At 62.6% G+C, this 13,948-nt stretch carries 4 protein-coding genes, 1 tRNA gene and 1 pseudogene; 4 read left to right on the forward strand and 2 right to left on the reverse strand.

Features of this window, described 5'->3' with window-relative positions; genetic code table 11:
* Window positions 1-480: 480 nt before the first annotated feature.
* Together IAE77_RS20840 and pbpC are read left to right on the forward strand one after the other, a co-directional pair.
* Window positions 481-6,345 (forward strand): alpha-2-macroglobulin, encoded by a 5,865-nt coding sequence (locus tag IAE77_RS20840; RefSeq protein ID WP_294230968.1) that lies wholly within the window; start codon window positions 481-483, stop codon window positions 6,343-6,345.
* Between the two features lie 292 nt (window positions 6,346-6,637).
* Window positions 6,638-8,869 (forward strand): penicillin-binding protein 1C, encoded by a 2,232-nt coding sequence (pbpC, locus tag IAE77_RS20845; RefSeq protein ID WP_294230970.1) that lies wholly within the window; start codon window positions 6,638-6,640, stop codon window positions 8,867-8,869.
* A 60-nt stretch (window positions 8,870-8,929) separates the two neighbouring features.
* Here pbpC and IAE77_RS20850 read toward each other — a convergent pair.
* A tRNA-Ser gene (locus IAE77_RS20850) sits at window positions 8,930-9,019 on the reverse strand.
* Window positions 9,020-9,141: 122 nt separating this feature from the next.
* On the opposite strand from IAE77_RS20850, the gene lpxA reads away from it, so the two are divergent.
* Together lpxA and IAE77_RS20860 are read left to right on the forward strand one after the other, a co-directional pair.
* Window positions 9,142-9,933, forward strand: coding sequence for an acyl-ACP--UDP-N-acetylglucosamine O-acyltransferase (gene lpxA, locus IAE77_RS20855; RefSeq protein ID WP_294230972.1), 792 nt, complete (start codon window positions 9,142-9,144; stop codon window positions 9,931-9,933).
* Between the two features lie 112 nt (window positions 9,934-10,045).
* A complete protein-coding gene (locus IAE77_RS20860; protein ID WP_294230974.1) occupies window positions 10,046-12,556 on the forward strand; it encodes an LPS assembly protein LptD in 2,511 nt (836 codons plus the stop codon).
* A 417-nt stretch (window positions 12,557-12,973) separates the two neighbouring features.
* On the opposite strand, the pseudogene IAE77_RS20865 reads toward IAE77_RS20860, so the two are convergent.
* Window positions 12,974-13,948, reverse strand: a pseudogene (locus tag IAE77_RS20865) (hypothetical protein); the annotation flags it as partial.

Consider the following 13,948-nt stretch of genomic DNA (forward strand, 5'->3'; position numbering starts at 1 on the left):
GGCCATGCACCTCTTTTACCACCACGGCACCGCTTTTCCCCCCTCGACTTGGCCGTTCCGAACCACTAGGCAGTGTTTTAAGACCTGTTTGGAAGTCGCGGAGCGACGAACGTGCCGTAGCCCGGCCTTTCAAGGCTGGGAACAGCCAACGGCGGCACGCCCCAGGGCATCCGGTGTCGCAGAGCGACACGCGAACCTGCCGCTTTGAGAGGACGGGTTCGGGCGTCGCGCTGCGACGCGGGTCATGACTCAACGCGATCACGCGCATCCTCTCCCGGCCTTGAAAGCCGGGCTACCAGACGGCTGCCGCTCTGCGGCAGAGGTTTTCAAACACGGCCCAGCCTGAGTGGGATGGGCAAGTTCACAGACCTGCGGGAAGGCTGAGTGTCACGAGGTGCGGAGAAGAATTCGTGATCGCCGTGAAATTTCTCGGGCGCGCGATGGCCGGACGATTATTCTCCGCCGCCAACTTCTTCTTTTATGGCCTCTTCATCCGGTTCGTGGTGGGTGCGTTTGATGCGCACGTTGTTTGGGCAGTTTCATTATGAACCGCCGGACTGGATGCCACGACTCGCGAACTCGGCGGACGATCATCTGCGGCGCAATCCTGGTCGCTACGCGGGTCTCATTGTGCTAGCGGGCCTGGCGGCCGTCATCGTGCCGCAGGTGATGGATTATATCGAGTCGCATCGGCCACGTCCGCGCCAGTTCACCGAGTTGCGGCAGGTCAAAGGCATGCTGAAGATGCCCGGCGTCACCACGATCTTGAAGAACAAGCCGCAGGTGCAGGGCATCGCGGTGCAGTTTGACGCTTCCATCGCCAAACTCGATGTGGTGGGCAAACCGGCGGCTGGGGTGACGTTGACGCCCGCACATGAGGGCTCGTGGAAGTGGAGCACGGACAAGCTGCTGGTCTTCACGCCGACGAAGGACTGGCCCGCAGGCACGGAGTTCACGGTGACGCTCGACACGGCGCAGGTGCCGAAGGAGGCGGAGCTGAAGCAGCCGAGCTGGTCGGGGAAGACGCCAGCGCTGCGGCTTTCGCCGCTGGAGTCGGAGTTTCAGATCGATCCGCGTGATCCCACCATTCAGAACGTCGTGGTCGGTTTCAGCGCCTCGCACCCGCTCGACAGGGCGCAGATCGAGCGGCTGGTGTCGCTGGAGGTGGTCGGCGGGTCGAAGATCTTCGAGTGGAAAGGGCAGAAGCCGGATGCGCTGTTCACCGTCGTCGAAGGCAAGCACCAGCGTGAGTTCTGGATCCGCACGGCACGCATCCAGGTGCCGGAGAAGGAAGACTTTGTGAAAGTGACGCTTGCGAAGGCGATCACGAGCACGCTGGGCGGCACAGCGTTGGACGCCGACTTCACCGCGAAGGTGCGCGTGCCGGACATTGAGAGCGGATTCAAGATCGCCGATGCCAACACGGAAATCCTCAAGACGGAGGATGGTGAGCCGGAGCAGTTCCTCTTCATCAACACCGAAGGCTACGCGACGACGGACAATCTGCTCAAGCACCTCGGCGTCTGGCAGGAGCCGGAGAACTTCACGATCAAGGACGCTCGCGGGGAGGATGTGTCGCCGCGTCCGAGCGACGTGACGGAAGACATTTTGCGCAAGTTCACCGCCGTGAAGCTCAAGCCGGTCGAGCTGGAGCTGAGTGACGATCATCCAGCGACGACGCGGCATGCGTTCAAGTTCCTTGCGGAGAACCAAGGGCGCTTGTTCGTGCGCATCACGAAGGGCGTCGAGGCGCTGGGCGGATTCCGCCTCGGTGGCGAGTATCGCGTCTTTGCGGAGACGCCGCAGTTTCCGAGAGAGGTGCAACTGCTCGGCAAAGGCGGCATCCTGGCGCTGAATGGCGAGCGCAAACTGTCGCTGCAATCACGCGGCGTGCCGTTTCTGCGTGTGAACATGGCCCGCGTACCGCAGCGGCAGGTGAATCACCTCGTCGTCATGACCGAGGGCGATTTCGCAAACCCCTACTTCACCATGGGCGACAGCTTTGACGAGTCGAACATCGCCCGATTCTTGCGCCGCGTGCAGCCGGTGGCGATGAAGAACGAGTATCAGGCCTGCTACTCGGTGATCGACTTCGCCAGTGCGCTGCAAACGCAGGACGCCTCCGATGCCGATGCCTCACGCGGCCTGTTCTTCCTCTCCGCCGAAGGCGTGGAACCCGTGGAGGACTCGAAGAAGCGGATGGAAGGCGATGACGTGGAGGATGACTGGAAGCTCATGGACGAGGCGCAGACAAAACGCTTCGTGCTCGTGACTGATCTCGGTCTGCTGGTGAAGAAAAACGCGGACGGCAGCCGCGATGTGTTTGTGCAGAGCATCCAGACTGGTGATCCGGTGAATGGTGCCACGATCACCGTGCTGGCAAAAAATGGCGAGTATCTGCTGCAGCGCACCACTGCGGATGGTCACGCGTCGATTCCGGACGTCGGCAGTTTCCAGCGTGAGAAGCGGCCGGTCGCGATTCTGGCGACCTTGGGCAACGATTTGTCCTTCCTGCCCTTCGAACGGCCGGATCGCTTGATCGACTTCTCGCGGTTCGACATCGGTGGTGTGCTGGCTTCGGAGAAGGAGGCGCTGGAGGCGTTCTTGTTCACGGAACGCGGTGTGTATCGCCCTGGCGACGCGATTCACATCGGCGCGGTGCTGAAACGCCGCGACTGGGCTCCCGGACTCGCGGGCCTGCCGCTGGAGATGGATCTGATCAATGCGAAGGACGAAGTGATCGACACGCAGAAAGTCGTGTTGAGCGCGGATGGCTTCATCGACGTGAAAATGCAGACGGAAGAGGCCGATCCGACCGGTCGCTACATCGCACGGCTGTATTTGGTGAAGAAAGACGAGGAGGAGGACCGCACGCGGCTGGGGCAGACGGCGTTCAAGGTCGAGGACTTCCAGCCGGACCGCATGAAGATCGACGTGACGCTCTCCGGCGATGAACTTGCGGGCTGGTTGCAGCCGAAGGACATCAAGGCCGATGTGTCGCTGCAAACGCTGTTCGGTTTCCCGGCGGCGAAACGGCTGCTGAAGGCGCGCATGGAGCTGAGCCCGGGCGATTTCGCGTTCCCGCAGTTCCCAGAATACATCTTCCACAACCGCCTGCCTGCGGCGGAGGAGGACGACGAGTCGGAGGTCGGCCAGAAGGTGAATCTGGGCGAGCAGACGACCGATGAGGCGGGCGAGGCGCAGTTTGATCTCGCACTGGAGCGTTTCGACCAGAGCTGCTTCCAGGTGAGCCTGCTCATCGAAGGTTTCGAGGCCGATGGCGGTCGCAGCGTGCGCAGCGGGAAGAATTTCCGCGTCGCAGCGCTGCCGTATGTCGTCGGCTACAAGCCGGATGTGAAGCTCGACTACCTCGGCAAGGACACGGCGGCGAATGTGCGCTTCATGGCCGTGGGGCCGGATTTGAAGCCCTTCGCGCCTCAGAACCTGCTGGCACGCGTCATGCAGATCAAACACGTCTCTGTGCTCACGAAGCAGGAAAGCGGCAGCTACGCGTATGTTTCGACGCAGCGTGAGTCGATGGTTGCAGAAGCGCCCTTCACTCTGCCGGTGGAAGGCGCGAATTACGTGCTGCCGACGACTGCTGCTGGCGATTTCCGCCTGGAACTGCGTGATCCTGAAAACAACATCGTCTGCGCCACGCCATTCACCGTGGTCGGCAAAGGCGATCTGGAGCGCAGCATGGAGCGCGATGCCGAACTCGGCATCAAACTGGCCCGTGGCACCTGGAACAGCGGCGAAGCACTCGAAGCGAGCCTGAGCGCGACTTACACCGGCGCGGGCCTGCTCACCATCGAACGTGAACGCGTGCTCGGCTGGCAGTGGTTCAAGGCGGGCACGACTGCGAGTGTGCAGCAGATCACCGTGCCGCCGGACATCGAAGGCTCGGCGTATGTGAACGCGTCCTTCGTGCGTGCGCTCGATTCGAAGGAGATTTTCACCTCGCCGCTGAGCTATGCGGTGGAGCACTTTGTGGCAAATCCCGACAAGCGCCGCATTGAGGTGAAGATCGACGCGCCAGAGAAGGTGAAGCCGGGCGAGGTGATGAAGATCGGCTTCCAGGCCGCGAAACCATGCCGGATTGTCGTTTATGCGGTCGATGCGGGCATTCATCAGATCACCGACTACAAGCTGCCTGATCCGCTGGAGCATCTGAATCGCAAGCGGGCGCTGGAAGTCGAGACGGAGCAGCTCATGGACCTCATTTTGCCAGAGTTCTCGCTCATCGCGCAGCACAAGGCCTTCGGCGGCGATGCCGACAAGCCGCTGCGGCTGAACTTGAATCCGTTCAAGCGCCGCAACGAGCCGCCGGTGGTGTTTTGGTCCGGTTTGATCGCCGCCGGACCGGAACGTCGTGAAGTGAGCTACACGGTGCCGGATTACTTTGCTGGCAAACTCAACGTCATGGCCGTCGCTGTCGCGGAAGATGCCGTGGGACGTGCGGAAACGAACAGCATCGTGCGCGGACCGCTGGTGCTGACGCCGAACGTGCCGTTCTTCGCCGCGCCGGGAGATGAATTCACCGCTTCGCTCACCGTGGCGAACAATCTCGAAGGCGCGGACGCGAATTCGCCGATCAACATCGTCGCGCAAGTCACGCCGCATCTTGAAGTCATCGAATCGCCGCAGGGCGCGATCAATCTGGCCGCAGGCAAGGAGGACACCGTGCGTTTCCGCGTGCGGGTGAAGGAGGAGCTTGGGGGCGCGGAGATCACCTTCAAGGCCGACGCGGCGGGCCAGACGGTGCTCAGGCGTGCCACGCTCAGCGTGCGGCCGGCCGCGCCGTATCTCACGCATGTGCAGAGCGGCTACTTCCGCGACAGCACTTATGCGGTGAAGGTGACGCGCGAGATGTTCCCGCAGTATCGCAAGCTGCACGCGAACGTGTCGGCGCTGCCGCTCGGTCTGGCGCGAGGTTTGGAGTCCTACCTGCACGAGTATCCGTATGGCTGCTCCGAGCAGATCACGAGCCGCGCCATTTCGCGGCTGCTACTGGCGAAGGAGGCGGATTTCGGCTTCGACGCGGCGGATTCGGCGCGTCAGCTCGACGCGGCATTTGCTTTGCTGCGAAGCCGTCAGCACTCGAACGGCGGCTTTGGCTACTGGGATTCGGCCTCTGACGCGGGAATGGATTATCTCTCGGTGTATGTGACGCGCTTTTTGACCGAGGCTCGTGACGCAGGCCACGCGGTGCCGGCGGCGCTGCTCGAAGGCGCCCGCAAACGCATGCAGCAGATGGCACGCGGCACCGCAGGCAGTCTCGATGAGGCTTCCATTCAAGCAGCGGCGATTTATCTGCTCACGCGACACGGCGAGAACACCTCGACCTACGTGCTCAATCTTCGCGACAACCTGCGCCAGAAGCATCAGGAGGCCTGGCGTGGCCATCTGACGGCTGCGTATCTCGCCGGGAGCTATGCGCTGCTGCAGCAGCGCAAGGAGGCGGTGACGTTGATGCAGGATTACTGGGCTGCGGTGCGCAAAGGTCGCGCTGTCGGGGCTTGGCGTGGTTGGTATTACCTGGATCCGCAGGTGAGCCAGGCCGAGGGATTCGCCGTGGCGTGCAAACACTTCCCCGAACTCGCCGGGAACTTCGGCTACGACGATCTCGCCGTGGTGACCGATCCGCTGTCACGCAATCGCTTCAACACCATCAGCGCCGCGACGACGATTCTGGCGCTGAAGGCTTACTCCGATCTCGCGAAGCAGTCCGGCGTGCGTGTCTCATTGACCGAGCTCGACCGCCAGGGGCAGGCACCCCGCGTGCTAGTGGCGGAGACGACGGGCCTGATCCAGGGCGACTTCAGCGCCCAGGCCGGCAGCCTGCGCTTCGGTCTCGCCCAGGAGGGTGGACGCGATCTCGGCGCGTTTTATCAGGTGACCGAGGCCGGTTTCGACAAAGGCGTGCCGACACAGCGCATCGCGGACGGTTTGGAGGTCTTCCGTGAGATTCTCGGCCCGGATGGCAAGCCTGCGGAAAAACTGAAGGTCGGCGAAGGCGCGCTGGTGCGTCTGACCGTGCGCAATGTCTCGCCCGATGCGCTCAACAACATCGCCGTGCTCGATTTGATGCCCGGCAGCTTCGAACTCGAACCCAACGGCCTCAAACCCGGTCGCGGCACGATCCCCGGCGCGGACTACGTCGATGTGCGTGAGGATCGAAACGTGTTCTTCTGCGGCCTCCGCAAAGGCGAGGTGAAAACCTTCGCCTATCGCATCAAACCCATCGCCGCAGGCAGTTACGTGATCCCGCCGGTGTTTGCCGAGAGCATGTACGACCGCGGCATCAAAGGCCGCGATGGCGGCGGCAAGGTGGACGTGGAGTGATGACATGAGTGCGGAACTTCAGCCGGATTCCGGCCCCTCACCCAGCCTCTCCCCGAAGTTGGTCGTGGCGCCGTGCATTCAGGGGCGGGGAGAGGAGATTCGCGTTGGACTTCTTGAGAATGTGGATGAGGCCCAAAACCATTCCCCTCTCCCCGTCGAGCGTGGTGATGCTTCGAGAATGACCTTCGGGGAGAGGCCGGGTGAGGGGAAATCGAGGCGCTGGCGAAAGGCAAAACGCTTTGTGCGCTGGAGTGGCGGGGCGTTGTCGTGTGCGGCACTGATTTGGCTCTTTTTGCCGAAGCCTGAGCTGTATCCACCGGAGTTTCGCTTTTCGCGAACGCTGGAGGACCGGAACGGCCGTTTGCTGCATCTCGCGCTGACGCCGGATGCGAAGTATCGGCTGCACACGCCGCTGAAGGAGATCAGCCCGGCCTTGATCGAGGCGACGCTGACGCTGGAGGACCGGCACTTTCACGATCATCCGGGTGTGAATCCGCTTTCGATGCTGCGTGCGGCCTGGGGTGTTGTTTCGGGCTCGGCGAAGGGCGGGGGATCGACGATCACGATGCAACTTGCGCGATTGCGCTACGGCTTGCACACGCGCACGCCGTGGGGGAAGGCATGGCAGATGGTGCGGGCGTTGCAAATCGAGCGGCATCACTCAAAGGACGAGATTTTGGATGCCTACCTGAATCAGGCACCCTACGGCGGCAATGTGGAGGGCGTGGGCGCGGCGAGTCTGCTGTGGTGTGGCAAGCTGGCGCGGGAGCTGACGATGCGCGAGGCTGTGGCGCTTTCTGTTTTGCCGCAGAGTCCGACGACGCGGCGTCCGCGTGCGACCGGAACCAATGCCAGTCTGTCAGCGGCGCAGCATCGGCTGTGGGAGCGTTTGCGTGAGGAGCGAGGGCTGCCCTCTGATCCGCTGGATGCAGCCTTCACGCTGCGGCAGTTGCAACCGGTGCCGCGTGAGGCACCGCATCTGGCGCGACGGTTGTTTGCGGAGAAGCCGGCGGCGGACCGGGTGAGTTCCGGCGTGGCGCTGCGCTGCAGCTTGAACGGGGAGCCGCAGCGTGGCGTGGAGCAGGCGGTGAATGATTACGTGGAGCGCAAGCGTGAGGTCGGCATCACCAACGCGTGCGCCTTGCTCGTGCATGCACCGACGCGCGAGGTGCTGGCCTATGTGGGATCGAGCCGGTTTCTCGATGCAACGATTCAAGGACAGGTGGATGGCGTGATGGCGCGACGCTCGCCGGGATCGGCGTTGAAGCCGTTCATCTATGCGCTGGCGATGCAGCAGGGGCTGATCCATCCGCACACGCTGCTGCGTGACGGCCGAACCGCCTTCGGCAGCTACAATCCGGAGAATTTCGACCGCAACTTCGCCGGGCCGATCCCGGCGCAGGACGCGCTGTATCACAGTCGCAACATTCCCGCCGTGTCATTGGCGCAACGGCTCGCCGCGCCGGGTTTGCACGGCTTTCTCAAGGAGGCGGGCGTCGCTTTGCCTCATCCGGCTGAGTTCTATGGTCTCTCGCTGCCGCTGGGTGGCGGCGAGGTGTCGATGGAGGAGCTGGCCGAGTTGTATGCGTTGCTGGCGAGCGATGGTTGCGCGAGGCGCGTGAGTTATTTTCAAGATCAGCCGCGGGTCGATTTGCAGCCGCTGCTGACGGACGAGGCACGTTTTCTGACGCGTGAGATGCTGCGAACACGTGAGGGCGAAGCGGTGATGGATGATCCGGCGGTGACGTGGAAGACGGGCACCTCCCACGGCTTTCGCGATGCCTGGGCGGCGGGAATGCGCGGCGACTACGTGCTGGTGGTGTGGATCGGCAACTTCAACGGCAAGGCGAATCCCGCTTTCATCGCGCGTGAGTGTGCCGCGCCGCTGCTGTTCGAGGTGTTCCGGCATCTGCGGCTGCCGATGAAACGCGAAGCGCCGCCGGCGGGCGTGGCGCAGGTGGAGTTGTGCGCGGTGTCGGGCCAGTTGCCGACGCCGCATTGCCAGCATCGCGTGCAGGGCGGTTTCATCCCCGGTGTTTCGCCGATCACGCCCTGCGACATTCATCGCGAGGTGCTGATCGATGCCGCCACCGGGCTGCGGGTGGCCCGTGAGGATGGCAAACGTGCGGTGAGGCGTGAGGTGTATGAATTCTGGCCGCCGGATCTGCTGGAGATGTTCCGGCTGGCCGGGGTGCCACGCAAAACGGCCCCCCCCTTGGAAGCGAACGCGGAAACGCTGGTGGCGGCGGATTCGTCGGCCGTGCCGAAGATCGTTTCGCCGCGTGCGGCGCTGGTTTATACCCTCCAGGCCTCCGATTCGAAGCGGCAGACGATTCCGCTGCGCGCTGATGCGGCTCCGGGCGTGAGCCGCGTGTTCTGGTTCGCCGGATCACGCTTTCTGGGGGCCAGCGACCCCGCCGTGCCTCTGATGTGGGCCGCGTCTGCCGGAAAGTGGCAGGTGCATGTGCTGGATGACCACGGACGTAGCGCGGCCGTGGAGATGCGGGTGGAGGTGGTTCCGTAGCTCCTTTCTTCGCTCTTCGAGCTACGGAGGGCATTCTTCGCCTCCTGACGCGGCGAAGAATGGCGGAGAGGGTGGGATTCGAACCCACGGTGACATTTCTGCCACGCCAGTTTTCAAGACTGGAGCCATAAACCACTCGACCACCTCTCCTGGTGCTGCGTTGCGGCGGCGGACAGTATCCTTTCACGGCGGAGTGCAAAGCGGAAGTTTGCGCGAGAATGGCGCAAGCTCGCGATTGATCGCGACAGGGCCGCCGTGCATGATCGCGGCGCATGATTCACCCCACCGCCCTGATTGACTCGAAGGCCCAAATCGACCCCACGGCTGAGATCGGGCCGTATGTGGTGATCGACGGTGCTGCGGAGATCGCTGCCGGGTGCAAAATCGAGGCGCACGCACAGATCGTGGGACGTGTGGTCGTGGGGGAGGGGACCGAGATCGGTCGCGCAGCGGTGGTTGGCGGAGAGCCTCAGGATCTGGGATTTGATCCCGCCACGGACAGCAGTGTGATTTTGGGCCGAAAGAACGTGATCCGCGAGCATGTGACGATCCACCGTGGCAGCAAGCCGGGTGGGGTGACACGGCTGGGCGACGGGAATTTCCTCATGGTGGGCAGCCACCTGGCGCACGACGTGGTGCTGGGGGACCGGAACATCATCGCCAATTCGGCGCTCCTGGCGGGGCATATCCACGTGGGAAACAACACGTTCATCGGCGGCGGGGCCGTGTTTCACCAGTTTCTGCGGATCGGGGACTTTTGTGTGGTGCAGGGGAACGGCAGTTTCAGCAAGGACATCCCGCATTACTGCGCGGCCCAGCGCATCAACCGGATCACCGGACTCAATGTGATCGGCCTGCGGCGGCAGGGCTTCAATTCCGACGATCGGGCGGCGATCAAGGAGCTGTTTCAGATGCTTTTTTGCGAGGGATTGAACCTGTCGCAGGCGGTGGCCCAGGCGGCGGCCAAAGACTGGCCGGAAAAGGCACGAAGGCTGCTGGAATTCGTGCAGGCACCGAGCAAAAAAGGCGTCTGTCCGGTGCGTCCCGGCAGAGAGGATGATTGAGGTCTGCCGGGCGAAAAAATCAGGGCTTTTTCTTGTCACCGGGACGCGGGTGGCCTATGAAAGGCGGTTTCCAAAAAGCCTGCCGCAGCGGGCCCGTTTTCCCTCCCGAGCCATGAATTTGATCCGAATCTGTGCGACAGCTTTTGCCCTGGTCCTGGTGGCATCCGGGTCACTGAAGGCGCAGGGCCTCCTCGACAGCCTGACCAGTGATTTGAACATCCGCGGGATGACCACCACAATGGACCCCGAGACGGGCATTGCGACAGTGACAGGAGATGTTCACATCGTTTATGGAGATGTGGAAATGCGCTGCGGCAGCGCCCAGTACAATCAAGCCACCGGAGAGGTGGTGGCCCGCGACGGGGTCACGGTGTGGCGTGCCGGCACGATCTACCGCGGGGATTCAATCACCTACAATTCGATCACTGGCGAGATGTCCGGCCACAATGTCATCACCGGGATGGCAGCCGGTTCTCTCGGAACCAGTGTTTCCGCCTCGGCGGGGGTGACCTCATCGGCACCGAAGTCAGCCGGCATGGTGTTTTTCAAAGCGGAAGACTTTCATTCCGGGGGCAAATACGAAAACCGCATTGATGCGACGAACATCTCGTTCACCTCCCATGACGTGCAGAACCCCAACTACCGTCTGGGTGCGCGGGAGCTGACGGTTTATCCTGAGGACAAGGCGATCTTGCGTGACGTGAAGGCTTACGCGGGGGACACCCCGTTTTTCTGGTTCCCGAAACTCACAAAATCGCTGGAGAACGACTCCGGTTATCGCTTCAGCCCGGGTTACCAGAGCCGCTGGGGGGCCTTTGTCCTCTCGCAGTATGCGACGGTGCATGGTGATCACACGTATGCGAGGTACAAGTTTGACCTTCGCAGCAAGCGCGGGGTCGGCGGCGGGGTGGATTTCATCTCGCTCCGTCACCGGAACAATGCGCAGAATTTCAAAGGCCTGAAGTTCTACGCGGTCAGCGACTCTGACCCGGGTGCGAATGTCACCGCCACCACCCGTTATCCGGTCAGCGATATGCGTTATCGCCTGAATTTCCAGCACCGCATCTACCTGCCTGGGCCGGATGTGAGCACCTGGTATCTCGACTTTGATCTGAACAAGATCAGCGACGTGCACTTCTACGAAGACTTCTTCTTCAACGATTTCCGGACGGATCGCGAGCCGGACAATCTCGTGTCGCTCGTGCACACCAACGACGCCTATGTCGCGACGCTGATGGGGAAGTTCAAGATGAACGACTTCTACCGGACGACGACACGTCTGCCGGAATTGTCGGCAGACTTCACACGCCGTCCGCTCTGGGGATCCGGCATTTTTCATCAGGGAACGATTTCGGCAGGGCTCTACAATGAGGTTGTCGGCAAGCAGGAGCAGGCTGAACTCCTGCGCCTTCAGACCTTGGGCGGTGGCGGGCTGCCTGGAGTGCTGGCAGACCCTCTGGGCACGGCGGCAGCGTCTTATCTGAGCCTGGTCGGCCAGCCCAGGGACGCCAGTTTGAGCGCTGCGGATGTGAATCGCGGTCTGGGCGTGATCACCAGCCGCCTGCAGGAGCCTGATTTCGCCCGATTCCACACCTACCACGAGCTGCTCTATCCGAAGACTTATATGGGCTGGCTCAACGTGACGCCGCGTATCGGCGCTGGTATGACGAGCTATGGCAGCATCGATGGCAGCATCACCGGGCTGCAGAACTTCACCCGCGGGATACTTCACCTCGGCCTGGATGTGTCGTTCAAGCTGACCCGCACCTGGAGCGACGTGCAGGTGCCGTCCCTCGGACTCAATGGTCTTCGCCACGTGTTCCAGCCTTATTTGAACTACTCCTATCTGGATGCAAAGCAGGACGCTGGCGTGCCGGCGATTGACCGGCTGTCGCCCACCACCCGCCCCCGCTCCATCGACGTGCCCCTGTTCACGGCGGTGGACAGCCTTCGCTCATGGAACGTGACTCGCATCGGCTTCCGGAACCTTTTCCAGACCAAGCGCGACTACATGCTGCAAAATGGCAACGGCATGAGCACTTTCATGGAGACACCCGAGGGTGGCTCTGAACAGACTTACACTTGGGCCGGGATCAACACCTTCGTCGATGTGTTTGGGAAGGACCCGGAGTTCGACCGTGACATCTCCAATCTCTACAACGAGGTCTTCTGGCGTCCGGTGCCCTGGATCACCTTCCGTTCCGACCTGCAGCTTCCGATCTCCAGCGGTGTGAACAGCTTCACGGAACTCAACAACAGCGTCGTGTGGCTGCCGAGCCGCTACACCTCGCTCGAGTTTGGTCACCAGTTCATCTCGGATCACCCCTTCTTCCAGGACAGCAGCTTGGTTTACACGCGCTTTTACGCCAGGCTGACCGAAAATTACGGTTTCAACATGAACCACATCTTCGAGGCGGACGGCGGCACGCTGGAGTTTCAGAGCTACAGTTTCTCGCGGGACCTGAGCAGCTGGATTGCCTCAATCGGTGTGGTGGCTCGCGACAACCGTGGCGGTGCGTCCGATTTCGGCATCCTGCTGTCTTTCACGCTGAAAGACTTCCCGCAGCTCAATTTCGACCTGGATGTCGATCCGAATCCGACCGGCCGCGGCGGGCGCCAGTAAGGTCGCTGGGCACGCCAGGAAGGTGGTGTGAACTTCACGTGACACGTGAGCGCTGCCTTGTCACGGGCTGCGGTTGGGTGAACGGCTGGAAGATCGTGGAGGAAGAATGCTCATCTCGCCCGCCAGGTGCCGATGTGCGCCTCGTGTTGCCTTTGGGCGTTCGGTTTCCACCTGCGATGACCAGTGCATTGCCTGTATCGGGTTACTCGAACGAAATCGAAGGCAAAAGAAAGCCCGGTGCCGCTGATGCGGCCCGGGCTCTTGAATTGCGTGGAGTTGGCTTGGCAGGTCACATGGCCCCGCCGCTTTTGGCGAGGAAATTGAGTGCCAGTGTCGCGACAGCGAGGAGGAAAACTAACCAGGCGAGGGGCATGATGTTTGAAGAGGGTAAGGTTGTGTTTCAGAGCTGGATTTGGCTCACGGAATGGCGGGCAGAGTGTCCTTGAACTTGTTGGTCCAGACGCCGGTGACGATGCTGCGGTCCTCCCAAGTCTGTTTGTTGGCCGTTGGAACCATGATTGGCGATTCACCGGTGGGGTCGGACTTCACGGCATCGGAGCCGAACATCTGCACCACCATCAGGACGGCGGACAGAACGAAGCAGATCACCGACAGGGGCACCAAACCGGCTTCAGGGTCCTTTTCTTCGTAGAACTGCTCGGCGTCTGCGGCAGCGCTGCGTTTCACCGGGGCGCTGGGCGGAGCGGAGATGGACGGGCGCTGCATGGCCTGCGTGGGGGCCAGCTTCACCGTGGCTTTGGGCAGCGGAGCGGTCGGAGCACCGGTCATCGGACCTGTGCCTGCTCCCGGCGGACGCGGAGCAGCGGCACCTGGTTTTTGCAGCGGGACGGTGGGGGCGCCGGTCTCGACGCGCGGAGCCGGAGCGGCCGGATTCTGGCTCAAAGGACGAGTGGCGGCAGGAAGGCCGGCCACAGGAGGCCCTGGGGGACGGGGTGCGGTCGGGGCTCCCGGTGCCTTCGGTGCTGCGGGAGGCGCGGACGGGCGTGCAACCACCGGAGCTGGTGCCGCAGACGTCGGAGCTGCGGAAGGCGCGGAGGGCGGAGGTGAAGAGACGACCGGAACAGCAGACGTGGTCTTTTTCGAAGGCGGAGCCATCGGAGGTGCTGGAAGCTTCACCGGGCTGGTGCTGGCCTTCGGCGCGGGAGGCGGCAGCGGCGCGGACGGCAGCTGGATGGGAGCGGTGGCTTTTTTTGCCACTGTCGGCACCACGGAGGTGGTGCCCAGGCTTGGGGCACCGCCGGAGGCAGGGGACACCGGGGCTGTCGCTTCCCGTGGCTGCGTCACACCCGCGTTGGGGCGGCCACGCAGCGTGATGCGCACCGTTTCTTTCTTCAGAGGGACGGCGGCGGTTTTCGGGGTCGAGCCGGGGGA

It is taken from the genome of Prosthecobacter sp. (genome assembly GCF_014879935.1).
Lineage (GTDB): Bacteria > Verrucomicrobiota > Verrucomicrobiia > Verrucomicrobiales > Verrucomicrobiaceae > Prosthecobacter.